The 24,670-nt window shown below is 45.3% G+C and carries 24 protein-coding genes and 1 pseudogene; 20 read left to right on the top strand and 5 right to left on the bottom strand.

What is annotated here, in order from left to right:
- The coding region (locus tag BLS49_RS02485; protein WP_175471273.1) for a transposase at window positions 1-362 on the bottom strand (362 nt) is incomplete at its 3' end.
- Window positions 363-452: 90 nt separating this feature from the next.
- Here BLS49_RS02485 and BLS49_RS02480 point away from each other — a divergent pair.
- Window positions 453-842 (top strand): annotated as a pseudogene (locus BLS49_RS02480) (MFS transporter); the annotation flags it as partial.
- Here the strand turns inward: BLS49_RS02480 and BLS49_RS02475 are convergent.
- Entirely contained in the window at window positions 835-1,059 is a 225-nt protein-coding gene (locus BLS49_RS02475; protein WP_091226409.1) for a hypothetical protein, read from the bottom strand. The pseudogene BLS49_RS02480 and the gene BLS49_RS02475 sit on opposite strands and share 8 nt — an antisense overlap.
- An 89-nt stretch (window positions 1,060-1,148) precedes the next feature.
- Here BLS49_RS02475 and BLS49_RS02470 point away from each other — a divergent pair, with 89 nt between their 5' ends.
- The 3 genes from BLS49_RS02470 to coaD all read left to right on the top strand — a co-directional run bounded on the left by BLS49_RS02470 (window position 1,149) and on the right by coaD (window position 3,071).
- Entirely contained in the window at window positions 1,149-1,424 is a 276-nt protein-coding gene (locus tag BLS49_RS02470) for a hypothetical protein (protein ID WP_091226407.1), read from the top strand.
- A gap of 509 nt (window positions 1,425-1,933) precedes the next feature.
- Window positions 1,934-2,488 (top strand): 16S rRNA (guanine(966)-N(2))-methyltransferase RsmD, encoded by a 555-nt coding sequence (gene rsmD / locus BLS49_RS02460; RefSeq protein WP_091226405.1) that lies wholly within the window; start codon window positions 1,934-1,936, stop codon window positions 2,486-2,488.
- A 46-nt stretch (window positions 2,489-2,534) separates the two neighbouring features.
- A complete protein-coding gene (gene coaD / locus BLS49_RS02455) occupies window positions 2,535-3,071 on the top strand; it encodes a pantetheine-phosphate adenylyltransferase (protein ID WP_091226403.1) in 537 nt (178 codons plus the stop codon).
- Here the strand turns inward: coaD and BLS49_RS02450 are convergent.
- Complete coding sequence (locus tag BLS49_RS02450; RefSeq protein WP_091226402.1) at window positions 3,043-4,290, bottom strand: nucleoside recognition domain-containing protein; 1,248 nt, start codon at window positions 4,288-4,290, stop codon at window positions 3,043-3,045. The genes coaD and BLS49_RS02450 overlap by 29 nt on opposite strands.
- Window positions 4,291-4,417: 127 nt before the next feature.
- Between BLS49_RS02450 and BLS49_RS02445 the strand changes: the two genes are divergently transcribed.
- Window positions 4,418-5,458 carry a SepM family pheromone-processing serine protease gene (locus tag BLS49_RS02445; RefSeq protein ID WP_091226400.1) on the top strand — a complete coding sequence of 347 codons (1,041 nt, stop codon included), beginning with the start codon at window positions 4,418-4,420 and terminating at the stop codon, window positions 5,456-5,458.
- A gap of 33 nt (window positions 5,459-5,491) precedes the next feature.
- Here BLS49_RS02445 and BLS49_RS02440 read toward each other — a convergent pair whose 3' ends face one another.
- The gene (locus tag BLS49_RS02440) at window positions 5,492-6,736 is read right to left on the bottom strand and encodes a nucleotidyltransferase (RefSeq protein WP_091226398.1); all 1,245 of its coding nucleotides are present in this window, start codon (window positions 6,734-6,736) and stop codon (window positions 5,492-5,494) included.
- A 180-nt stretch (window positions 6,737-6,916) separates the two neighbouring features.
- Between BLS49_RS02440 and BLS49_RS02435 the strand changes: the two genes are divergently transcribed.
- The 10 genes from BLS49_RS02435 (at window position 6,917) to rnc (ending at window position 14,921) form a co-directional block, all read left to right on the top strand.
- Window positions 6,917-7,429, top strand: a complete 513-nt coding sequence (locus BLS49_RS02435; RefSeq protein WP_091226397.1) for a YceD family protein — start codon at window positions 6,917-6,919, stop codon at window positions 7,427-7,429.
- A gap of 256 nt (window positions 7,430-7,685) precedes the next feature.
- Window positions 7,686-7,859, top strand: coding sequence for a 50S ribosomal protein L32 (rpmF, locus tag BLS49_RS02430; RefSeq protein ID WP_018975076.1), 174 nt, complete (start codon window positions 7,686-7,688; stop codon window positions 7,857-7,859).
- A gap of 265 nt (window positions 7,860-8,124) precedes the next feature.
- On the top strand, window positions 8,125-8,721 hold the full coding sequence (gene fapR / locus BLS49_RS02425; protein ID WP_091226395.1) for a transcription factor FapR: 597 nt from the start codon (window positions 8,125-8,127) through the stop codon (window positions 8,719-8,721).
- Window positions 8,705-9,703 carry a phosphate acyltransferase PlsX gene (gene plsX / locus BLS49_RS02420; RefSeq protein WP_091226394.1) on the top strand — a complete coding sequence of 333 codons (999 nt, stop codon included), beginning with the start codon at window positions 8,705-8,707 and terminating at the stop codon, window positions 9,701-9,703. The genes fapR and plsX overlap by 17 nt, the downstream gene beginning before the upstream one ends.
- On the top strand, window positions 9,700-10,689 hold the full coding sequence (locus BLS49_RS02415) for a beta-ketoacyl-ACP synthase III (RefSeq protein ID WP_091226392.1): 990 nt from the start codon (window positions 9,700-9,702) through the stop codon (window positions 10,687-10,689). Before plsX ends, BLS49_RS02415 begins: the two co-directional genes overlap by 4 nt.
- A gap of 72 nt (window positions 10,690-10,761) precedes the next feature.
- On the top strand, window positions 10,762-11,700 hold the full coding sequence (gene fabD, locus BLS49_RS02410) for an ACP S-malonyltransferase (RefSeq protein WP_091226390.1): 939 nt from the start codon (window positions 10,762-10,764) through the stop codon (window positions 11,698-11,700).
- Between the two features lie 58 nt (window positions 11,701-11,758).
- Complete coding sequence (gene fabG, locus BLS49_RS02405; protein WP_091226389.1) at window positions 11,759-12,508, top strand: 3-oxoacyl-[acyl-carrier-protein] reductase; 750 nt, start codon at window positions 11,759-11,761, stop codon at window positions 12,506-12,508.
- Window positions 12,509-12,576: 68 nt separating this feature from the next.
- Window positions 12,577-12,810 (top strand): acyl carrier protein, encoded by a 234-nt coding sequence (acpP, locus tag BLS49_RS02400; RefSeq protein ID WP_018750834.1) that lies wholly within the window; start codon window positions 12,577-12,579, stop codon window positions 12,808-12,810.
- Window positions 12,811-12,965: 155 nt separating this feature from the next.
- Window positions 12,966-14,204 carry a beta-ketoacyl-ACP synthase II gene (gene fabF, locus BLS49_RS02395; protein WP_091226387.1) on the top strand — a complete coding sequence of 413 codons (1,239 nt, stop codon included), beginning with the start codon at window positions 12,966-12,968 and terminating at the stop codon, window positions 14,202-14,204.
- A gap of 15 nt (window positions 14,205-14,219) precedes the next feature.
- Complete coding sequence (rnc, locus tag BLS49_RS02390; RefSeq protein WP_091226386.1) at window positions 14,220-14,921, top strand: ribonuclease III; 702 nt, start codon at window positions 14,220-14,222, stop codon at window positions 14,919-14,921.
- A 65-nt stretch (window positions 14,922-14,986) separates the two neighbouring features.
- Here the strand turns inward: rnc and BLS49_RS02385 are convergent, their stop codons facing one another.
- Entirely contained in the window at window positions 14,987-16,456 is a 1,470-nt protein-coding gene (locus tag BLS49_RS02385) for a serine hydrolase (protein ID WP_091226384.1), read from the bottom strand.
- Window positions 16,457-16,663: 207 nt separating this feature from the next.
- Here BLS49_RS02385 and smc point away from each other — a divergent pair, with 207 nt between their 5' ends.
- The 5 genes from smc to BLS49_RS02360 all read left to right on the top strand — a co-directional run bounded on the left by smc (window position 16,664) and on the right by BLS49_RS02360 (window position 24,454).
- Window positions 16,664-20,236 carry a chromosome segregation protein SMC gene (smc, locus tag BLS49_RS02380; protein WP_091226383.1) on the top strand — a complete coding sequence of 1,191 codons (3,573 nt, stop codon included), beginning with the start codon at window positions 16,664-16,666 and terminating at the stop codon, window positions 20,234-20,236.
- Between the two features lie 42 nt (window positions 20,237-20,278).
- Complete coding sequence (gene ftsY, locus BLS49_RS02375) at window positions 20,279-21,283, top strand: signal recognition particle-docking protein FtsY (protein ID WP_091226381.1); 1,005 nt, start codon at window positions 20,279-20,281, stop codon at window positions 21,281-21,283.
- Between the two features lie 107 nt (window positions 21,284-21,390).
- Complete coding sequence (trhA, locus tag BLS49_RS02370; protein ID WP_091226380.1) at window positions 21,391-22,029, top strand: PAQR family membrane homeostasis protein TrhA; 639 nt, start codon at window positions 21,391-21,393, stop codon at window positions 22,027-22,029.
- 121 nt (window positions 22,030-22,150) lie between these two features.
- A complete protein-coding gene (locus BLS49_RS02365; protein ID WP_091226378.1) occupies window positions 22,151-22,720 on the top strand; it encodes a TetR-like C-terminal domain-containing protein in 570 nt (189 codons plus the stop codon).
- Window positions 22,721-22,870: 150 nt separating this feature from the next.
- Window positions 22,871-24,454, top strand: a complete 1,584-nt coding sequence (locus BLS49_RS02360; RefSeq protein ID WP_091226377.1) for an oleate hydratase — start codon at window positions 22,871-22,873, stop codon at window positions 24,452-24,454.
- The last annotated feature ends 216 nt before the right edge of the window (window positions 24,455-24,670 follow it).

The raw sequence follows: 24,670 nt of genomic DNA, 5'->3' as shown, positions 1-24,670 counted from the left end.
ACTGTTGAATCTTTGAATCTATTCTTTCGATTTTCACTCAAAGTAGAATGATCCGGTGCTTTTTGGGTTAACCCTAATCCTAAAAACCAGCGAAAGGACAACGTATCGTTCACGGCACGTTCAAGCTTACGCTCTGAGGGAATGTCGTACAGATAGCCAAGCAGTAGCATTTTAAAGAATACGATGGGATCTAGGGAGGGACGCCCATTGTTCTCACAGTAATAAGGTTTAACCAGATCAATAATGAAATTAAAATCGATATATTTGTCGATGTTGCGCAAAAGATGATCTTGAGGAACTAATTGCTCCAAGCAGACCAGTTCATACTCTAATTGAGGGTTTGTATCATTTGTAAACAACATAAAATCACCGCTCTCTGGCATATATTATATAGATATTATACCATATTAACGCGGTGATTTGGTGAAATAATGACTTTTTCAACAGTCTGAGTACTTGCGTATCTTTTCTCAAACGTATCCACGGAAACCTCGCAATTGACAATTATTATTATGCATACCTGTCTCTTTATTGGGGTAGCGATGATCATGATGCCTGCACAGACCAATGGATTAAACCAACTGCCAAGACATTTTTATCCTGATGGAGCAGCTGTGATGAATACATTACAACAAATTGCTGGTGCCATTGGAACGGCAGTGACTGTAAGTATCATGGCCGCTGGACAAGAAAGGTACATGACTAATGCCGGTGCAACAAACCCACAAGTTCTATCTGAAGCATTAACGGTCGGTGTCCAAAATGCCTTTTTGTTTGCTTGTATAGCTTCTGCTATCGGATTAGTGGTAGCCTTTTTTATTAAGAGAGTTGAAATTAAATAATGGAGCAGCAACTGAACCGCCTATGACCGGATGTATTTAAGCTTGGGATTCTTTTGATGGAATGCTCGCCAACGATCAGTTTCCGGGGAGATTTGAGGATGGTAGGATCCTCAACTTTAATCGTTTTGGTTCGCCGATCTCTCGTACCATCGGGGCGATGCCCGACATTAATTAGAAAGAACCAAGAGTTTTCTTCACGTTTTTGCATGCTGGCCATGATATATACCTCCTTTGCCATTGAAACCAAGTAGAATTTGAGGATAGCTTCTGATACAATATTTTCATGAAGCTTGAAGGAGCGGTACTATGAATAATGAGTTAAGGGAACTGCTGCAATCAGTGATTCGTGAAGAGCTCAAGCCGGTCAATGAGCAGTTACAAGAGCTAAGAACAGTGCAGCAGGAAATGAAGCATGATATACAAGAGATTAAGGAAGATCAACATTTAATTAAACGAGCTGTTCTGGATACGAATGAACGTGTGATGAAAATGGAATCTGTCCTGGAAAATCAGCACAGAATCATCGAACTGCTCTCTACACGATCCATCCAGCAAGAGGCTGAGCTGAAAAGAATCAAGTAAATCGATCCGGTGCCTGTGCATCGGATTTTCTTTTTCTTTATCCCGCTTTAGCGCTATTCCATCCTCATACTCCTTGCGAAACTTCGAAGAATCAAAGACGAGGCGGGACACTGTGTTGAACCTTGTGGAATACATAGCTAAGCGGAGTATTGATTGAACAAGGATTAACTGAGAAGTTGGTATCCAACTCATAAAAAAAGGACAAAAACCTTCGTAACAAACCGCGCTACAAAGGCTTTTGTCCGGGCATCCCTCGCGGGACGCCCATCATGGGAGAGGAGAAACCGGACGAAGAGCTTATGGGGAAACGTAAGTCTTCTCCGCGGTTGTCTACGACATTTGGTGATGTCGATAGTTCAAGTTTTGTCCTCCACTCTCAACTTTATACATTTGTGGTGAAAAAACTTGTACGAAATCCATTTTTCAATCATTACTTGATTGTGGTACGATAGCGACAGGCCATTTTTGCTTATCGATATTTTGCAGCAATAGTAAGGATGTGAACAAGAATGAGAGTAGTGTCAGGTAGTGCTCGGGGAAGGAATTTGAAGGCAGTCCCGGGTATGGGAACCAGACCGACGACGGATAAAGTAAAAGAAGCTTTATTCAGTATGATTGGACCTTATTTTGATGGGGGCCATGTTCTGGATTTGTTTGCTGGTACAGGAGGGCTTGGTATTGAGGCGCTTAGTCGGGGAATGGATCAAGCTGTATTTGTAGATTTAGAGTACAAAAGTATCGAAGTCGTCCGAGCCAATCTCAAAACTACCAGCTTCGAGGACAAGGCAGAGGTATATAAGAACGATGCGGAGAGAGCGATTAAAGCGTTATCGAAACGCGAGAAGAAGTTTGATCTTGTGTTTCTGGATCCCCCATATAGAATGAAAAACGGGGATAAATTGATGGAGACCATGGATCAGTTGGATTTACTCAACGATGATGCAACTGTTGTGCTTGAATACGAGAGCACTTTTGTATATCCTGATGTTTTCGGCAAATTTACTGAAGTGCGGAAGGCTGAATACGGGGAGACGGCACTCTCTATTTACAAATACAATCAATAAACGAAATTGGACTAGTCTAGCGCCAATTAAGGAGGATGCAACAGAGATGGAGCTACAGCACAGGTCGCCGCGGGTTGCGGTATACCCAGGCAGTTTCGATCCGGTGACCAAAGGACATATGGATATTATTCAGCGTGCCTCAAAGCAGTTTGATATTTTGATCGTGGCAGTACTTAACAATTTGAGTAAAAACCCGCTTTTTTCAGTAGAGGAAAGAAGAGAGCTTTTGGCTTCAGCAACGAGTCATCTACCGAATGTAGAAATTGACAGTTTCCGTGATTTGTTAGTCAATTATATGGTTTACAAGCAAGCACATGTCATCGTAAGAGGTATTCGTTCAGTGACAGATTTTGAATATGAGCTGCAGCTGGCTTCTACGAATCATAAGCTTAACAGTGATGTAGAGACCATTTTTATGATGACGAATCCTAAATATTCTTACTTGAGCTCCAGTGTTGTCAAAGAGATCGCCAGCTTTCATGGGGATGTCAGCGACCTCGTTCCTGTGGAGGTTGAGGAAGCGCTCAAACAGAAATTCATCAATAAGAACAAGGCTATTGTTGGGAACGATTTCTCCAAATAAGCGAAAATCCTAGCATTCCGATAACCAGCAGTAAAAACAGCCATAGCTGTGTTTCAAGCCAAGAAGATACAAGCTGTAGATTTGGCAAAAAGCTATTAATATCATAGTATTGGGAACCGGAGCTTTCCGTTTCCCTTATAGCTGCAAATGCTGGAAGAGTACCCGGCAGCCACTCGGTGAACGGTTTCCACAGCAATAGGGTCAATACATAAGCATAGGCGCCATGAACGATGCGGTGGATCAAAAAAATTCTTCCACCAATGCCTGCAGGTCCAAGAATTGCCCTAACTTGTAAAAAGGCGCTAATGCCGCTCCAGCCCAGTGCTGCGCCGAGAAATGCAATGCATATTGCAGGAGATAGGATATCTCTTGCTATCGCAAACGTTCCTAAATGAACCTCCATCAGTCCGGCAACAAAAGAATGTGGAATGATGTTAGGTAGAGCTGTATTTATAATATGGATGATTACTGCAAAAATTAAAATAAATCCTCCCGTTGCCATTAATGTCTGCACAGCGGATGATACGGAGTCACCCAGCATTTTTCCGAAGCCTCGGGCATCTTGAAGACGTGCTCTCTCCATTTCTTTCAAGGCTGTTCTGAAACCGAATGAAGAGCTGAGAGGGTCGATCTGATCAGAAGTAACGGCTTCAGCTGATTTTGTTGGCAGAGCAGTGGATCGGTCATGGGGCGACAATAAATGAAGGGTAATCCCGGCGGCAAGTCCGGAAATCCAATGAACAATAAGCAGGACGAGAGCAAGTCTAGGATGACCGAGAAATCCTGTGCCAATAACTACTATGATTAACATAGGACTGCAGAAATGCGAGGTGCTGACGATTTTTTCTGCTTCGGCAGCAGAGATTTTTCCTTGTCTGTACAGAGCTGCTGCAGCAGAAGCGGCGGCTGGATAACCTGCGGTAATGCCAAGCGGAAGAATCCAGCCTGCGGAACCGGGTAATCCAAGAGCTTTACGGGTAAAAGGCTCAAGTAGAACGCCAACGCCGTGAGCAAATCCGCTGGCTAACATGATTTCGATTAATACTATAAAAGGGAGCAGAGCGGGGAATACGATGCGCCACCATATGGTAAGACCTTGTCCGGAAGCTTGAAAAGTTTCACCTGGTGCATAAATAATTGCAGCTACGAGTGTTACTGCGCTAATCCCGAAAATCAGGGTGGATAAGAGGCTTCTTTCCTTTCGATGCACTTGAGACATATTAATTCACCTTCTTTATTAATAATAAGAATTGATGATGAGAAGACGGCTAGTACATGCTTATGCAATGCAAGGAGTCAACAGACCAAGGTGTTAAGTCAGTTACAGGAGAGAAGGTAGCAAAAGGATGCATGAGCGTCAATCTAGATCGATATTTATTAAATCCGTCCTTTATTTCATAACACTTGCGATCTTAGTTTACGTGCTGGTATACATGCCAACGCCTTATATGATCAACAAGCCGGGTACTGCTGAAGAGGTTAAGCCCATGGTTACTATTTCAGGTGGAGATCCCGAAGAAAAGGGAACATTTATGCTTACGACGGTGTCAGTCAGCTATGCCAATATAGCGATGCTTGTCACCTCGCAGTTTAATAAACATGCAGAAGTGGTCCGCAAGGAACCTGATCGTAATGAGCAGGAGTATGAAACCCAGCAGCGCTATTACATGAACAGCTCTCAATCAAGCGCCATTATGGCTGCATATCTTAAATCAGGGATTGAGTATTCGGTTGTACCGGAATACGTGTTTGTGATTGGGCTGTCCAAGACAATTATGACTAAAGGTAATTTTCAATCCGGAGATAAAATTGTGAAATTGAATGGCCAAAGGGTGAACCGATTCGAGGATCTTGGGGCTATTTTGCAGGGGAAATCGCCTGGCGATGCAGTGTCGGTTCAGCTTGAACGTCAAGGTGAATCTATCGATCAAGAGGTGGAATTGGTTAAGATCAGTAAAGAAGGCGATGCCGTAAAGGCGGGCCTGGGAGTCAGTGTTGGGGAGGTAAGAAAAGTACAACCGAAGGAATCGGCCCATGAGGTTGAATTTTCCAATACCCGTATCGGTGGACCTTCCGCAGGTCTTATGTTCACGCTTGAAATATACAATCAGCTCACCCCGGGAGATCTTAGTAAAGGCTACCGAGTAGCTGGAACCGGAACGATGGCAGAGGATGGAACTGTAGGGCCGATCGGAGGCGTTCAGTTCAAAATTGTCGCATCCGATCGGGAGAAAGCAGAAATATTTTTTGTCCCTGAGGACAATTATAAGGATGCGAAGGCCAAAGCAGATGCAATCGGTACTAAGATGAAGCTGGTTCCTGTCAAAACTGTGGATGATGCGCTTAAATATTTAAACACACTGCCGACAAAAACGGTTGGAGAATAGCTTCTGGCTTTTAGCTTAAAGTCATTGCATATGCTAAAGCTGGATGGGTGGCTGTCGATAGTCCCTCATCAGCTCAGACGTGCTCCTGTTAGCCATTCCGTTTGCATATATGCCGGAAGCTTGAATATCCAGGCTGAGATGTGGGTGATTCAGTTCGGCAGCACGTGTTACGATTGGGAGTGAAGCGGTCTTTTTCATCCTCTTCAAGAGCTCCCTTCCCGTACTGCTAAAACCTAGTACTCGCAAATATCCTGGTCCACCTGAGAGGGCCGTTCTGAACATAGTCCCAGAGGGGCTCTGAAGCAGAACATGAAACAGCATTCGCTGTAGCTTCGTATGTGTGTATCGCTTTGTTTTGAGCTGCTGGAGCAAATGTTCTACAGTAGGCTCTTTGAGCTTCGGCAGCAATTTCTTGATGCGATGCTCCAGCCCTTCGGTCATCTCGTGATGCTCAGCCAGCTCCTCGGGCGAGCAGAGGAGCAGTCTGTGGAAGAGCGGCTGAGCGAAGCTCTCCCATGTTATTGGCCCGCGGCCCGCCGCAAATTCGCGGGCCATAATGTCCGCCGTGCTGGCCGGAAGGTACGGCACGGCGGCGGTGAGTCCGCTATGCGCAAGTAAATTGCGCACAGCGGTAGCGCTTGCGATGGCAGCATCCCTTGGTGCTGCATCGCGGTAGTCCGCGGCCAGGCGCCGCAGGGTGAGCGGCGTAATGCCGCTCCCAAGCCGCCGCAGCGCGATCATGTAGTGCAGCCCAAGACTGTTGTTGGGCTGCTCCAGCATCGCGCGCGCTGCGGCGGCGTCGAGGCCGCCGCAGCCTTCAGCGGCGCAGACGCGCGCGGCCGCCGCGGCGTAGGCGGCGGGATAGCTCGCCCCGGTGGCGAGCTCCTCCGCTACCTGCGCCTGCAGCTCGGCGCTCTCGTCCGCCAGCCGCTCTGCGAGCGGCTGCAGCACATCGAGCGCTCCTGCCTCGCTGCCGAAGCACAGGTGCGTTGTGACACCTGTAGCTTCCAGCAAAGCTACAGCGCCATAGGCGAACCACTCGGCAGGCTGTACAGCATAGGCGACAGGTAGCTCAAGTACAAGATCTACACCAACCTGCAGCGCCATCTCAGTGCGTGCCCATTTACTTACAATTGCGGGTTCTCCGCGTTGGAGAAAGTCACCGCTCATAACTGCGATTACGGCATCAGCTTGAGCCAGTTTTTTCGCTTCAGTGAAGTGATAGGCATGACCGTTATGAAACGGATTATATTCAACTATCAGACCTGCAATATTCAATGTTAACTCACCTTTTAGAGTAGATTTGTGCAATTATTATGAATATACCATAAAGGTTCACTAATCTCGCAATGGACATGCTAAAATGAACTCCAGAAGAGAATGGGACCTGTCGTAATGCTGTTGACAAAACTTACTGAAAATCGGTATAATAATCTTTGTTTGTTTGGAGTGATAATCATGATTTTAAATTTTCGTCAGGTTGCTGCATCTGATGGGCCTGTGGAATTCCATAAGGCATTGGATGTAAGCCATGTCGTCAAAGGAAGAAATGACATTACAGGAGTGGATCTCCTGCAGGTTGACCTCAAGGCGCAGCCGGTAGGGGACGAAGTTGTTACAGTTTACGGTCATCTCACGACCAAGCTGGACATGTCTTGTTCCAGATGTCTAAAGCCTTTGAATCGTAAAATCGATATTAATTTTAATGAAAGCTTCAAACAAAGCGAAGAAGCTGAGGCAGAATTGCTGGATGAAGATGAGGATCTTCAGATTGTAACTGAGGATCGGGTGGATTTGGGACCTTATGTCGAGGAATCATTCCTGCTGAGTCTTCCTTATTCCGCCGTATGCAGCGACTCTTGCAAAGGATTGTGTCCGAATTGCGGAACTGATCTTAATGTAGAGCAGTGCAGTTGCGATACGGAGGTTATTGATCCTCGATTAGCCGGGCTAAAAGATTTTTTTAAGTAAAAAAAGTGTAGTGCTTACTGTGCTTTTTTAAGATTATAGAATGTATAGGTTTTCAGTTACGCTGAACCATTCTGTAATCGCAGGGAGAACTACCGCTAAATGCGGTCTGGATTCATAGGAAGTACGTCGATAGACGTTTTTCTTATAAATTAGGAGATTCGGTACCCTTATAAAGAGGGACCTCCGTTTTTTCTACTTGAACTTTGATTATGAAAACACCGGAACCCGGGTTGACTTGAATAAGGAGGTGGGAACCATGGCAGTACCTCAACGGAGAACGTCCAAAACTCGTCGCGACAAGCGTCGTACGCATTTCAAATTGGCTGTGCCGGGCATGGTAAAATGTGAACAATGCGGAGAATTGAAGCTTGCTCACCACGTATGCAAAGTGTGCGGAACATACAAATCGAGAGAAGTAATTAGCCAATAAGCTTGATTTTTCTCAAGCATCAAGTAGTACCTCATTTATGTGGGGTGCTATTTTTTTTAACATAGGACCTTCTTACTGCTTCATGTGGTTATGAAGGTGCTTTTTGTATTATCGCTTTCTTTTTACCGAGAGATGTTTTATACTTAAGTTTAGTACCAGGTTCTAAAGTTAACTATTACAATTCATTAACGAGAAGCGTTTGAATTTATATATGTGTAAGTCTGTTTAAGTAAGTCTACATAAGGGAGGGGTATCCATAGAACGTTTGCCAAAAAGAGCCAGACAGCAGCAGCTTGTTAAAATGATCGATGAAAATCCGTTTATTACTGATCAGGAATTGCAGCGTCAGCTTAAGGTCAGCATTCAGACGATTCGTCTTGATCGGATGGAGCTCGGGATTCCCGAACTAAGAGAACGGATGAAATTAATGGCTGAGCGTTCCTATGATCAGGTTCGTTCTCTGCCGTTGCATGAGGTTATTGGGGAAATTGTCGACCTTCAGTTAGATAAAAGCGGGATATCTATTTTTGAAATTCGGGAGGAGCATGTTTTCTCGCGAACGGGAATAGCCAGAGGACACCACGTATTTGCCCAAGCGAATTCACTTGCTGTAGCAGTCATAAATGATGAGATTGCGTTGACCTTTTCTGCGGATATCCGCTTTATAAGATCGGTTCAATTAGGGGAAAAGTGTATTGCAAAAGCTTATGTGCGCCCTGTGTCCGGGAACTCGGGTAAAGCAAAGGTCGAGGTGTTTACTTATGTCGGTGAGGAAATGGTATTTCAGGGTAACTTCGTAATCTATCGCTCGGGTGGAGAAGACAATCATGAAGGAGGAAGTAAGCATGCGGATCGCCATTGATGCGATGGGTGGAGACCATGCGCCCAAAAGTACAGTAGAAGGTGCTTTGGCTGCAGCTAGGGAATGGAACGATACCCAAATTATTTTGGTGGGCGATGAGGAAGTCTTGAAGCCACTTCTTGTTGATGCACCGGCTAATTTAGTTATTCAACATGCAACCGAAGTTATTGATGCTGAGGACGAGCCTGTTAAGGCTGTACGCCGCAAAAAGGATGCTTCTATGGTCGTTGCGGGTCGTCTTGTTCGTGAAGGTAAAGCCGATGCGATGATTTCATCGGGCAACACAGGAGCCCTTATGACAACAGGCTTGCTCGTTGTTGGCCGTATGGAAGGTATTGAACGTCCTGCACTAGCTCCAATGATACCAACGGTTGACGGACGCGGCGTATTAGCACTTGACCTTGGAGCGAACATGGATGCCAAGCCTGAACATCTTGCCCAGTATGCGCTGCTAGGCAGTATTTATCGTGAGAAGGTACACGGGATAAATAAACCTCGCGTGGGCTTGCTTAACGTAGGAACAGAAGCAAAAAAAGGCAATGAGCTGACTAAGGCGGCTTACCCTCTACTTGAAGCTATGCCGATTGAATTTGTTGGTAATGTTGAAGCCCGGGACGTTCTAAGTGGAGCATGTGATGTTCTGGTATGTGACGGATTTGCCGGAAATATTTTATTGAAGTCTCTTGAAGGTACAGCAGGAACTATTTTCTCGCTTCTCAAGAAAGAATTCACAAAATCACTCAAAAATAAACTTGCAGCCGCTATTTTGATGCCTGCCCTGCGAAGCTTGAAGGGTACGCTTGATTACAAGGAGCATGGTGGTGCTCCGCTGCTCGGACTTAGTGGTCTAGTAGTGAAGGGACATGGTTCTTCGGACGGACCAGCGATTAAAAATGCGGTGCGGCAGGCTAGAACAGCTATTCAAAATCAGTTGACAGAGAGCATTTCAGCGGAAATTAGTGGGGAGAGAGTGACAGAATGATGAAATCACGTTCAGTAGGCATTATCGGAACCGGAAAATATGTGCCAGAGAAGATTTTAACGAATGCAGATCTGGAAAAAATGGTGGATACCAACGATGAATGGATCGTGAGCCGGACTGGAATCCGTGAACGCCATATCGCTTCAAGTGATCAGGCTACATCCGACTTGGCTTATGAAGCTGCGATTCGCGCGCTGGAGTCGGCTGGTCTTACTGCTGAAGATCTGGAGCTGATAATTATAGCCACAATTACACCGGATACGATGTTCCCGTCTACGGCTTGTATATTGCAAGATAAACTGGGAGCAAAAAAAGCGGCTGCATTTGATTTATCTGCTGCATGCTCCGGATTTGTATACGGGATGGCTACGGCTAACGGTTTTATTCAGACGGGTATGTATAAGAATGCGCTTGTAATTGGGGCAGATACCTTATCCCGAATTACGGATTATACGGATCGCAACACCTGCGTATTGTTTGGTGACGGTGCCGGTGCTGTTATCCTCGGCGAAGTCCCTGAAGGACGTGGATTCTTATCCTTTGACCTCGGAGCTGAAGGTGCTGGTGGAGAACTGCTGAAGCTTGAAGGTGGAGGTTCTCGTCTTCCAGCCTCAAATGAGACTGTTCAAGGCGGTAAGCATTACATTTATATGAATGGCCGTGAAGTGTTCAAATTTGCTGTTCGTGTGATGGGAACAGCTACGGAGGAAGTGCTTCGCAAAGCGGGCAAGACTAAAGAAGAAATCGATCTTTTTGTGCCGCATCAGGCTAACATACGGATTATCCAATCTGCGAGACAAAGACTATCTCTTCCGGAAGAAAAATGTGTAGTCAATGTCGATAAATACGCAAATACTTCGGCTGCATCAATACCTCTTGCTTTGGTTGAAGCTGCAGAAGATGGACGAATCAAGGAAGGCGATACGGTTCTGCTTGTCGGATTTGGCGGCGGGCTGACATGGGGAGCTTCTGTGATTGTCTGGTAATTGTTCTGCGGTGATTTCGAAGTCAGCAAACAATAAATGATTATAGCAAGTACAAGGAGTGCATAGATTAGCATGGGGAAAATAGCATTTGTATTTCCGGGACAGGGTTCGCAAAGTGTAGGAATGGGCAAAGATATATATGAAAGTCTTCCTGCTGCCCGGAGCCTGTATGAGCAAGCTGATGCAAAACTTGGTTTCTCGCTATCACGGCTTGTGTTTGAAGGTCCGGATACAGAATTGAAGCAAACAGCCAATACACAGCCTGCATTGCTTACTACAAGTATTGCACTGTATGAGGCTTTTGCTGCAAAAGGCATCTCGCCCGATTATGTAGCTGGTCATAGCCTTGGTGAATACAGCGCTCTGACTGCTGCTGGTGTACTGACATTTGAAGATGCTGTAGCTACTGTAAGAGCTCGTGGGGAATTTATGGAGCAAGCTGTGCCAGGCGGTCAAGGAGCGATGGCGGCAGTGCTTGGCGGAGAACGTGAAGCGCTGGCTGGACTTTGCGCAGATATTACGCAAGGTGGACATCTCGTAGAGCTTGCTAATGTGAATTGTCCAGGGCAAATCGTCGTTTCCGGCAGTAAGGAGGGCGTAGCTCAGATCGTGGAGCGTGTGAAGGAAATCGGAGCCAAACGTGCGATACCGCTCGAAGTCAGCGGACCGTTTCACTCGTCTCTGATGAAATCTGCAGCTGATCGCTTAGGTGACAAGCTGGCGGAACTGACTTTTAAGGATGCCCGTGTTCCGGTTGTTGCTAACGTTACGGCAAGACCGGTTCAGCAAGGTCATGAAATTTCCAGATTGCTGGTGGAGCAGGTGTATTCTCCAGTGCTATGGGCGGACAGCGTAGCTTGGCTGATATCTCAAGGAGTAGATACCTTTGTTGAGCTTGGGCCAGGCAGTGTGTTAACCGGACTGATCAAAAAAATAGACAAGAGTGTTCGTACGTTTAATGTGAACGGGCTGGAGAGTCTGGAGAAGACGGTTGAAGCACTGCGCAGCTAGCAAATTTATGATTCGAGTGCTGTCTCAATAGTTTATATTCTGGAAAGGAGTTGAAAAAATGACCAAATTGCTGGAGGGCCAAACGGCTCTCGTTACTGGGGCTTCCCGTGGTATAGGACGCAGCATTGCTTTGGCGCTGGCAGAAGCAGGTGCTAATGTGGCTGTGAATTATGCTGGTAACGAGGAGGCTGCCGCTCGTGTTGTATCCGAAATTGAAAATCTCGGTGTCAAGGCGTATGCGGTAAAGGGCCATGTCGGAAGCAGCGGGCAATTCGAAGACATGGTAAAAGGCGTCGTAGATGCTTGGGGCCGCATTGACATTCTTGTAAATAATGCAGGTATTACAAGGGACAACCTGATTTTACGTATGAAGGAACAAGAGTTTGATGATGTCATAGAGACAAATTTGAAGGGTGTATTTAATGGTATTAAAGCAGCAACACGCCCGATGATGAAACAGCGCTCTGGACGAATCATCAACATTTCTTCCGTAGTTGGCGTTCTTGGTAACGCGGGACAGGCTAACTATGTCGCTGCCAAGGCTGGAGTAATTGGCCTGACAAAATCTTCTGCACGCGAGTTGGCTTCACGCAACATTACTGTGAACTGCATTGCTCCAGGCTTTATCGAAACAGATATGACTGATACGATGCCTGAAGAAGCTCGGCAAAGCATGCTGGGCGGAATTCCGCTTGCTCGTCTTGGCCAGCCTGAAGAGATTGCCAAGGTAGTAGTTTTTCTTGCCTCAGACAGCGCGTCCTATATGACGGGACAGACGCTGCATGTAGATGGCGGGATGTATATGTGATTTACAATCTCGCTTCTATGGCATTTTACTTTTAATTCTCGTATAATACCAAAGAGGAGGTGAACCGGATGTCCGATGTATTGGATCGCGTAAAGCGCATTGTTGTGGATCGCCTCGGCGCAGATGAAGCCGAAGTGACGCTTGAAGCGTCTTTTAAAGATGATTTAGGTGCTGATTCGCTCGATGTCGTTGAACTCGTAATGGAACTTGAAGATGAATTTGATCTGGAAATTTCAGATGAAGATGCAGAGAAGATCACGACTGTTGGTGAAGTTGTAAACTACATACAATCTCATACCTAGTCGTATAAAAGTCCCGTACCTCCTAGAGCAGGCGGGACTTCTCCTCATCATCAGCAAAGAGAAGGTGTCCGTAGCGTCTAATGACCTGAAGCACCTTCTAGTTATTTTCCAGCAAAGATTATTTTACACATGAAGTCTACATGAGGTGAGTGTGTTTGAAACATAGAGTAGTGGTAACCGGCATGGGAGTCGTGACGGCACTCGGAAAAGATCTGGATACGTTCTGGAACAACATAACTAATGGTAAATCTGGTGTATCTCACATTGAATCCTTTGACGTCAGTGAATATCCGACCCAAATTGCCGCTTCGGTGAAAGATTTCAATCCCGAAGATTATATCGATCGTAAAGAAGCACGTAAAATGGACCGTTTCGTCCAATTCGCGGTTACTGCTGCATCAAGCGCACTGCGAGACAGCGGATTGAACATCGCTGAAGATACTGATCCAGAGCGGGTAGGCGTTATGATCGGCTCAGGAATCGGCGGTCTTGGTACATGGGAAGACCAACACAATATATTACTCCAAAAAGGGCCAAAACGGGTTAGCCCGTTTTTTATCCCAATGATGATTGCTAACATGGCTTCAGGCCATGTGTCCATTCTTTTTGGCGCCAAGGGACCTAACAGTACGGCAGTGACTGCGTGCGCGACCGGAACTCATTCCATCGGCGATTCTTACAAGCTGATTCAGCGTGGTGATGCTGATGTGATGATTTGCGGCGGCGCGGAAGCAACGATCCGTCCTACTGGATTAGCCGGTTTTTGTTCCATGCGGGCGATGTCTACCCGTAATGATGAACCGGAAAAGGCAAGCCGTCCTTTTGATTCTGGGCGTGACGGTTTTGTAATGGGCGAAGGCTCCGGTGTATTGATACTGGAATCTCTCGAGCATGCACAAAAACGTGGAGCTAAAATTTATGCCGAGGTTATCGGATATGGTCTAAGCGGTGACGCTCATCATATGACAGAACCAGATCCTAACGGACCTGAACGCTGTATGAAGATGGCGATTCGTGATGCTGGAATCGATCCGAATGAGATTGACTACATTAATGCTCACGGTACGTCAACCCCGGTTGGTGACCGTTCCGAGACGATTGCTATCAAGCGAGCGCTTGGAGACCACGCGTACAAAGTAGCAATCAGCTCTACGAAATCCATGACTGGCCATCTGCTAGGTGCAGCTGGTGGGGTGGAAGGGGTCATCTGCGGATTAACACTCCAAAATGGAGTTATTGCGCCAACGATCAATCTGGACAATCCTGATCCGGAATGTGACTTGGATTATGTTCCTGATGAAGCGAGACAATGTGATGTTCAAGTAGCGATGTCTAACTCCTTTGGATTTGGCGGGCACAATGCCACGATCATTCTGAAGAAATTCGAAGCATAAGAAGGGGTCAGTCTGTTGAATGGAGATCTGAAGCAGTTACAGCATAAACTTGAACTGGAATTTCACAATAAACAGTTGTTGAAACAAGCTTTTACCCATGCATCCTATGTGAATGAACATCGATTCAGTCAACATGAGGATAATGAACGTCTTGAATTTCTTGGAGACGCTGTGCTTGAGTTGACGGTATCCGAACGACTATATCACATTTTCCCGGATCGGCCTGAAGGTGAATTGACCAAGCTGCGCGCTGCAATCGTATGCGAGCCTTCCCTTGTGAAATTCGCAGAGAAGCTGGAATTCGGCAAATACGTCTTGCTAGGTAAAGGTGAGGAATTAACAGGAGGAAGAACACGTCCAGCCCTGCTTGCTGACGTGTTCGAATCCTTTATCGGTGCACTATATCTTGACCAAGGTCTGGAGGCAGTGCAGACATTTCTTCATCGGTATGTCTTTTCGCAAATTGTGATGGACGGCAAGCTCCAGTCGACCGATTTTAAAACGGAGCTGCAGGAGCTGACGCAGCATCATAATATGGGTGCGTTGGAATATCGAATTGTTGAAGAACGTGGCCCAGCTCATGAACGTGAATTCGTCTCTGAAGTATATATGGACGGACGAGCGTTGGGTCGTGGGACCGGTCGTTCAAAGAAAGAAGCTGAGCAGCAGGCTGCTGCTGCGGCACTGAACCACCTGAAACAGGACGGTATTGAATAACTGAGTATGAAGAGAAAATAAGACGAAGCAGAGGATTAACTACTTGCTTCGTCTTATTTTCTTTTTTACTGTTTCATTATGTTGCGTATTTCTTTCATGAAGGTGATCGTATCTCTGCCAGCTTGATTTCCGAGCAAAATAATGGTGAGCCCTCCACCAAGATTGCGTGAGATACCAGTAGAATATCCTGTACCGCTTCCGTTGTGAAACAATACCGCTGGTGTCTGCTCATTATCGATCATCCAGCCATAACCGTAATTTTTATAGGAATATGGAGTGAACATTTTATCAAGAGAAGATTGGTTTAGCGTTTCTTCATTATTTAGCGCCGCATCCCATTTCAGCAAATCATCAAGCGTAGAATACAGCGTGCCTGAACCGGATTGAGAATTATATTCCCCGGCTATTTTCCAAGCTCCATTTGCTGAGATGTAACCCTTGATGGTTGGGGTGGTGGCCGCAGCTTCACCGGTATGATCCATACCTAACGGTTGCAGGAAATTTTCAGATACATAGTCGCTGTAACTCATGCCAGACGCTTGCTCAATTATGGACCCCAGCAGCATATAACCGCTATTACTGTACTTGAAGTCACTTCCAGGTTTAAAAGAGAGAGGTTTATCTTTAATAGCCTCTATCGTTTGGTGCAGGGTCATTCCCTTCTCACGGGGGAAATTGGACGTAATACCGGACGTATGCGACAAAAGCATGTGAATGGTGATCTGATCTCCGTTCTCAAAACCAGGAATGTAGGATTCCAAAGAATCAGTCAGCTTCAACTTACCTTCCTCTACTAATTTCATAATAGAAGCAGCTGTAAAGGATTTTGTTAATGAAGCAATACGCGATGAACGATCTGGCCTGACTAATTTGTTCTCTTCACTGAGACCGTAACCTTTCCGCATCAATATTTCACCGTGACGAGCAATCAGAGCTAGTCCCGAATATTGCTGATTAATTAAGTAATTGTTAGCCACTTCTGCTTGTTTGGAGATTATCGTAACCGAGTCATGAGAGACATTGATGGTTTGGTGATTATTCTCCCTAGTTACAGCAACATTTGCCTTTAGTGCTTCGGCTAAAGTGCGAAGCGGTACCATGGTGGTTCCATTTTTAGATAACGATGGCGATGAAGCTTGAAGGCTAGTGTATTGATTGATCGTAAATGTCGATGTTCCAGAACGATGCAAAATGGTATCACCATTGTGATAAAGCTCAGTAGCACGTTTTTTTGTATTCCAGCTTACTTTTGCATTAAGATGCTTTGCTGCCTCCTGTAATGAAACATAGGCTGTTCCTTTATATATAAATGGTTCCTCTGTGCTCCACTGCGCGGATACCCCATCAAAAGTAACTTTGGTGACTTGATTTGTATTACCTGCATTACTAGAAGTATTGATAGTGAGAGTTGTTGACGCGGCCGCTGCTGACGCAGAAGATGCTGTAATCGTTCCCCACCCCGTACACATCCATATCAGAATTGCCGATAAAAGATAAGGGAGTAATACAAATTTTTTGTTGCAAATGTTCATCATTACACTTCCTTTAGATAGATATTACATAGAATTTTTTAAATTACATTGATGTTGAATACCTTGTTTTGTCTGCCTGTCAGACTTGTCTATCACACTAGCAAACATAGTAATAGATTTCAAGATTGCAAAGGCTGTTTCTCTCTTGTTACGCCTGTCCTATAGAGCTTCTGGTATGTTACAATAGTCGTTAGAGGTGATCGTGAACGTATGTTTTTGAAACGGATTGAATTGGCAGGTTTTAAATCTTTTGCTGATAAGACAGAAATGGAATTTGTCCGGGGAATCACTGCGGTGGTTGGGCCTAATGGCAGCGGAAAGAGTAACATTTCTGACGGGATCAGATGGGTATTAGGGGAGCAGAGCGCTAAGTCACTTCGTGGTGGTAAAATGGAAGACATTATTTTTGCCGGCAGTGATGCGCGTAAAGCGGTTAACTACGGGGAAGTGTCGCTGACTCTTGATAATAGCGATCATGCTTTACCGCTGGATTTTAGCGAAGTTACAGTAACACGTAGAGTTCACCGCAGCGGTGATAGTGAATATATGATCAACAAGCAATCCTGCAGGTTAAAGGATATTACTGAGCTGTTCATGGATACAGGGATCGGAAAAGAAGCCTATTCCATTATCGGTCAAGGGCGTATCGAGGAAATTTTGAGTACTCGTTCAGAAGACCGCAGAGGTATTTTTGAAGAGGCTTCAGGTATTGTGAAATATAAAAGCCGTAAACGTGACGCTCGTCGCAAGTTGGATGATACAGAGCAAAACTTGCTGCGTATTCACGATCTTGTTAGTGAACTTGAGGACCAGATTGGCCCGCTTAAGGATCAATCGGAGAAGGCGATTAAATATAAGGAACTTCGAGAACAACTTAAAACTAAAGAGATATCACTGTATGTCCATCAGATTGAGCAAATCCATGAAACATGGAGTGAAGCGAACGACAAGCTGACCAAGCTGCAGGATCAACAGCTTTCTTTGTCCACCGTTGTATCAGCTCATGATGCCAAGCTGGAGAACGATCGGCTTGCACTCCGTCAGGTGGAGGATCGTATCGAGGTTCTGCAGGGACAACTGCTTGAATATAGTGAAAATTTTGAGAAAAGTGAGGGCTTCGGCGAAGTACTTAAGGAACGCGCCAAGAACCTTACTCAGAATCGTGATCAGCTTGAGCAGTCATTACAGGTCAGCGAGGAGCGTTACGCTCAGCGTGCTGCTGAAATGAATGAAGTTGCTGAGAAGTTTGCGAGTGTGGAGCAGCAGCTTCAGCAACTGCGGACTGAATTGTCAGCCGAAGAAGCCAAGCTGGTTGGTGTTAATGGTGGTATTAGTCAAGCTCAGGAGGAAGGTCTTAAAGGTCAACTCCTTGATGTTATGAATCAGATGGCCCAGACACGTAATGAAATTCGTTACACTGATCAACAGAAGGAAGGCGTAGAGCGCAGAATGTCACGCTCCGAAGAGGAAGGCGTGAAATGGCGTGATGAGCTGGACCGACTAAAGGTCAAAAAGGACGAGCTTGAAGGCTTGATGAAACGATTGAGCCAAGAAATTGCGGATCTTCGTGGCAAGTACATTAATGAGAGCGAAAAATATCAATCTCTGCAAAAGCTGGTTGAAGAGAGTCAGAGCGGAATACGCAAATGGGAACAAAAGCGTGAAGGACTCGTGTCACGCCGCGATACGATGAAGGAAATGGAGGATGACTTCGACGGCTTTGTTCTTGGAGTTAAAGAGGTACTCAAGGCTTCCCGCAAATCCGTTCTTAACGGAGTCCATGGTGCGGTTGCCGAACTCATCCGTGTTCCGGAAAAATTGGAGATCGCGGTAGAGACGGCGTTAGGCGCTGCAATGCAGCATATCGTTATGGAGAATGAAGCGGTATCCCGTCAGGCGATATCCTTCTTGAAACAGCGCCAGCTTGGTAGAGCAACTTTTCTGCCGCTGGATGTTATCCGGCCACGGCAAATTTCCCCTGCTGACAAACGCCTTATGGAGGAGGCCGACGGTTTTGTTGGAATCGGAGCAGAGCTTGTCGGGTACGAACCACGCTATGCTGATATAGTAGGCAGTTTGCTTGGGAATGTCGTGTTCGCCAGTGACCTTGAACGAGCCAACAAGATGGCCGCGCGCTGTCAATATCGGTTCCGAATTGTTACGCTTGAAGGTGATGTGGTTAACGCCGGGGGTTCTATGACCGGGGGAAGTCAGCACCGGAAAAATAGCAACCTGCTGGGGCGTAAACGTCAGCTCGACCAACTCGCTACTGATATTCGCGAGAGTGAGGAAATGCTGGACAAGCTTCGCAAAGGGCTTACAGATGTTCGAGATCAGCTTAATCGTTCAGAGAAAGAACTGGATAGACTGCGTGAAGCTGGAGATGCCAAACGGACTGAAGAACAGTCTGTTGCAGGTGATCTCAAGCAGGTGGATCATGAATGGAGACATGTCTCGGAGCAATTCCAGCTGTATGGGCAAGAGAAAGGCCACTATGTTAAAGAGTTGGAAGAGCTGGACAATAACAAGAAAGCAGCTGAAGCTAAGCTCGTAGAGCTGGAGAAGGAAGAGCTGTCTATCCAGCAGTCAATTCAAGCTGCTGAATTTGCTCGCAAGGCTAATGAATCTGCGAAGGAAGAACTTCAGGACTTGTTAACCGGACTTAAGGTTCGTGAAGGCAAGCTGGATCAGGAATGTTTTTCACTTCAGGAGCAGCTGCGCCGCTCTCAAGAGGATTGCGCTATTCAGAAGCGCGAGCTGGAGCAAAATCGCAGTATACTGCAGTCTATAGTTGCTGATCTGGAGCAAAATGAGCAGCAGAGCACAAATCAGCGTGAAGAGCTTAACGACTACAAGCTGAAAAAGGAACGGGCAGGAGAGCAGCTTGAGCTTGAACGTGCCTCTCGGGTTGTTCTCGTTAAGAAGCTCGAAGAAGGCGAGAGCGAGACAAAAGAACAGCGCGTTGCTTTAAAGGCAGTAGAAGAGCAGCTTAGACAGACTGAAATTCATGCGAACCGTCTGGATGTAGAGTTGGATAATATTCTACGCAAGCTTGGAGATGACTATGAATTAAGCTACGAATTGGCTAAACAGCGTTATACTGTTCCGGAGGATGTACCTCAGACTCAAGCTGATGTCAAAGAATTAAAGCGTCAGATTACGATTCTGGGTGATGTCAATTTAGGAGCCATTGAGGAATACAATCGGGTCTCTGAGCGCTATGAGTTTTTGACGGAGCAAAAAAATGATCTGGTAGAGGCCAAAACAACGCTTTATCAAGTCATTAAAGAGATGGATGATGAAATGTCCAAACGATTCAAATCGACTTTCGATGCGATTCGCAGGGAATTCGTAATCGTATTTTCGAAATTGTTTGGAGGCGGTCGTGCAGATTTGATTCTGAACGATCCGGATAATCTGCTCGAGACAGGTATCGATGTTGTAGCTCAGCCGCCAGGCAAGAAACTGCAAAATCTTCAGCTTTTATCCGGGGGAGAACGAGCTTTGACCGCGATGGCGTTGTTGTTTGCCATTCTTCAGGTTAAGCCAGTACCATTCTGTGTGCTTGATGAGGTTGAAGCCGCGCTGGATGAAGCAAACGTCGTTCGTTTCGCGCAATATTTGCGTGAATTTTCCGAGCAAACTCAATTTATTGTCGTAACACATCGTAAAGGTACGATGGAGGAAGCCGATGTTCTTTACGGGGTAACGATGGAAGAAGGCGGCGTGTCCAAGCTTGTGTCGGTTAAGCTCGAGGATGATGAAACGGTCGAAATTGCTTAGTCTATATAGATTTGGATAGGATAATATATAAGGAGGAACGATATGAGTTTCTTTAAAAAACTAAAAGAGAGTATCGCTTCAAAAACAGAATCAGTTACTAAACAGTTCAAGGATGGGCTTGAGAAGAGCCGCAAAGGTTTTGTCGAGAAGGTCACAGAACTGATTACACGACGTAAAAAGATCGATGAGGAGTTCTTCGAGGAGCTGGAAGAAATATTGATTGGTGCGGATGTTGGTGTAAATACTGTGCTGACCCTGATCGATGATTTGCGAGCTGAAGTGAAAAAGCGCAAGATTGAAGATGCTGTGGAGCTTCAACCTGTTCTTTCAGAAAAGCTGGTTGAGCTGCTGCGTGGTGATGAAGATAACGAGCTTAAGCTCAGCGAAGACGGTATTACAGTATTCCTGTTCGTTGGAGTTAACGGAGTAGGTAAAACGACGACGATCGGAAAGCTGGCGCATTATTACAAACAGCAAGGCAAAAAGGTTATTATGGCTGCAGGGGACACGTTCCGTGCGGGTGCTATTGAACAGCTCGAAGTATGGGGACAACGTGTTGGTGTTGACGTAATTAAGCAGCAAGCAGGCTCAGATCCGGCAGCAGTTATGTTTGATGCTGTACAAGCAGCGAAGCAACGGGGGGCGGATATTTTACTCTGTGATACAGCAGGACGTCTCCAGAACAAGTCCAATCTGATGGAGGAGCTCAACAAAATTTTCCGTGTGATTCAGCGGGAAATTCCGAATGCGCCTCATGAAGTTCTGATGGTGCTTGATGCAACTACGGGTCAGAACGCTCTTAGCCAGGCAAAGCTTTTTGGAGAGAAAAGCGGTGTGACAGGCCTTGTACTGACGAAGCTTGATGGTACGGCAAAAGGTGGTATCGTTATCGCGATCCGTCAGGAGCTGAGCCTCCCGGTAAAATTGGTTGGGCTTGGAGAGAAGATGGAGGATTTGCAAAAATTCGATTCAGAACAGTTTGTCCATGGCTTGTTTGCAGGACTTATTCGTGAGGAAGAAGCTTCTTCTGAAAAAGGCTCCGAATAATACACGATTATAAAAAGATTATGCTGTGATGGTGCAGTTGGTGTAGTAACTTTTATAGGCGGTTTGTCGTAGTCTATATAAAGATTAACATCTAGGAGGTGGAAACCATGGCCAATACACATACTTATCCACGCAGAGAAGAAATAGCTAACGCAATTACGCACGGTATCGGTGCACTTCTTAGTGTGGCGGCGCTTGTGCTGCTGATCGTCTTTTCCAGCATCAAAGGTACTGCGTGGCATGTCGTCAGCTTTACGATTTACGGAGTCAGCATGCTGTTGCTCTATTTGAACTCGACATTAGTACACAGCTTTAAAGAAGGTAAAGTGAAGGACTTGTTTGAATTTTTAGACCATTCCTCCATTTACATTTTTATAGCAGGCACATATACTCCGTTCATGCTTGTAGCGATTCGCGGACCACTTGGTTGGAGCCTGTTTGGAACAGTTTGGGGGATCGCACTGCTTGGCGTTTTGTTTAAAGCATTTTTTGTTAAGCGTTTCTTATTTATGTCGACGATTTTCTATATCATTATGGGCTGGCTGATCGTTATTGCCTGGGTTCCACTTACGGCAGCTGTACCTTCTAACGGGATCGTATTGTTAGTAACTGGAGGTATTCTATACACGTTAGGTACAGTGTTCTATGTATGGCGCGCGTTCCCATACCATCATGCGATATGGCATTTGTTCGTGCTGGCGGGTAGTGTGCTGCATTTCTTTGCGATTCTGCTATATCTGTGGTAACAACAATGAATCATTTGATATTTGATTAAGAGCAATATGTAAAGCTGCTGCCTGGAACCGAGGGCGGCAGCTTTTTTTGAAATCATCTTTCCATAAAAATTTATTGAGGTGATGCTGTTATATGTCCAGCTCCTTTTTAACCAAAAAAGCTTTGGCACATTCACTGAAATCTTTGATGGAGCATACCCCTCTTAACAAAATTTCAGTGCAGCGGCTTGTAGATGATTGCGGATTAAACAGGCAGACGTTTTATTATCACTTTCAGGATATTTTTGACCTGCTGGGTTGGATTTACAGGACAGAAGCAGTTGGTAGTATTGCATCTTATCGAAGTTATAACACCTGGACTGACGGATTTTTAAAAATATTTAATTATATTGAGAGTAATAGGGCGTTTTGCTGCAATACGATGGAATCCCTCGGGAGAAATCATTTGGATACGTACCTTTATGCTGTTACAAATGATCTGATCATGGGGGTGATTCAAGAAATTTCTTCTGATATTAATGTTAGCATGGAGAATAAGCAATTCATCGTCAATTTCTATACTTTAGCATTTACCGGTTTTGTCATTCAGTGGATGAAAGAGGGGATGACTGGCGATCCAAAGGAAATGGTTCAAAAATTGAGCATTCTTGTGGAAGGAAACTTTATAAATGCTTTGCGTAAGTATGAGCAAATTTCGTCGTAGTTTGTATGTAGAGACTGCGGTTTTTTGCTGAAAAGCTAGACAATCGGCTCAAAATGACTGAAATTTATACACTCTCTCGATTTTGAATATACCTTCATAGGGTTACTTCTTATACATTAAACGAGAGGTTATGAATTTTTGGAGGCGATAATGGTGAAGCAGGAGAACGGTAAAAGCCAAGTTTATTTTGTTGGCGGGGGTATTGCATCCTTGGCAGGTGCAGCGTATCTCGTCAGAGATTGCGATTTTCCGGGACAAAACATTCACATTATTGAAGAAATGAAAATTCTCGGCGGCAGTAATGACGGAGCTGGTGATGAGGAGCATGGATACGTTATCCGTGGCGGTCGGATGCTGAATGATGAGACGTATGAGAACTTATGGGAGCTTCTAATGACCATTCCTTCGCTAGATCATCCAGATAGATCCGTTAGAGAAGAGATTACAGAATTTGATAATGCCAATCCTACTCATTCTAGTGCAAGACTAGTAAATCGTCAGGGAGAAGTCGTTGACGTTCTGTCTATGGGCTTTGATATGGCAGACAGGCTAGCAATGGGGAAATTAATCGTAACACCTGAAGAAAGGTTAGGAAAGGCGCGGATCAATGAATGGTTTGGTCCACATTTTTTCACAACGAATTTCTGGTATATGTGGGCCACAACCTTTGCCTTTCAGCCTTGGCATAGTGCGGTGGAGTTCAAAAGATATATGATTCGATTCATGCATGAATTTCCGAGAATTCAGACCTTAGAAGGGGTGACGCGTACACCTTATAATCAATATGATTCTATTATTTTGCCTCTGCATAAATATCTGGAGAGCTATGGTGTCGACTTTGCGATGAAATGTACGGTTACTGATCTGCAGTTTAAAGAAGGCGACGGCATTACAGTGACTCAAATGAATATATCGCAGGAAGGTGAAGGTTCGGTCATTCCAGTTCACGAGGGCGATCTGGTTATCGTCACCAATGGTTCTATGACTGAAAGCTCCAGCTTAGGTTCGATGACGGAAGCACCAAAGATGAATGGGAAGGGCAGCTCATGGAAGCTGTGGGATCGCATATCCGCCAAAAAAACGGGTCTTGGCAATCCGTCCTCTTTTGATGACCATGCCAATGAATCCAAATGGGAGTCCTTCACAGTTACTTTTCAGGATTCCGTGTTCTTTGATCTCATGGAGAAATTTTCACGTAATCGGGCCGGGACAGGAGCTTTGGTAACATTCAAGGATTCCAGTTGGTTGATGTCCATCGTATTGGCCTTCCAGCCGCATTTTCGTAATCAGCCTGACCATGTCAAGGTGTTTTGGGGATATGGACTGTACCCTGATAACGTTGGTGATTTTGTTAAGAAAAAAATGTGTGATTGTACTGGGGAAGAAATTATGGCTGAGCTGCTATATCATCTTCATTTCGAAGAACATAAGGATGCCATCATGGCCACGGCTAACTGCATACCATGTATGATGCCGTATATTACCTCTCAATTTATGCCCAGATTAGGCAGCGATCGACCAAAGGTAGTGCCAGAGGGCTCTACCAATCTGGCATTTATCGGACAATTCTGCGAAATTCCGGATGATGTAGTTTTCACAGAAGAATATTCCGTAAGAGCAGCAAGAATTGCAGTTTACACCTTACTTGGAATTGATAAGTCAATTGCTCCGATTAATCAATACCAATATGACGTAAGAACCTTACTAGCGGGCTTGGTGACTTCATTCCGATAATATAAGTGATGTCAGGCCATACCGAATCCACTTGTGAATGCTGTTGAGATAACGCATTCTGCTGTTGGATGCTGGTATGGCTTTTTTGAGCATTGATTAGGTCGAAGAGCAAACAGCCTGCAAAAGTGCAGGAATTATGACTCCAACTAGATGCTACTAACCCAAAAGCTGTAAAAGTGCATCAATTCCGCATTAATTTGCCTATAAATCGAGTTT

Origin of the sequence: Fontibacillus panacisegetis, assembly GCF_900102215.1 — a bacterium.
GTDB lineage: Bacteria > Bacillota > Bacilli > Paenibacillales > Paenibacillaceae > Fontibacillus > Fontibacillus panacisegetis.
Note: the sequence above shows the minus strand (reverse complement) of the source record. Positions and strands in the feature narration are given on the sequence as shown.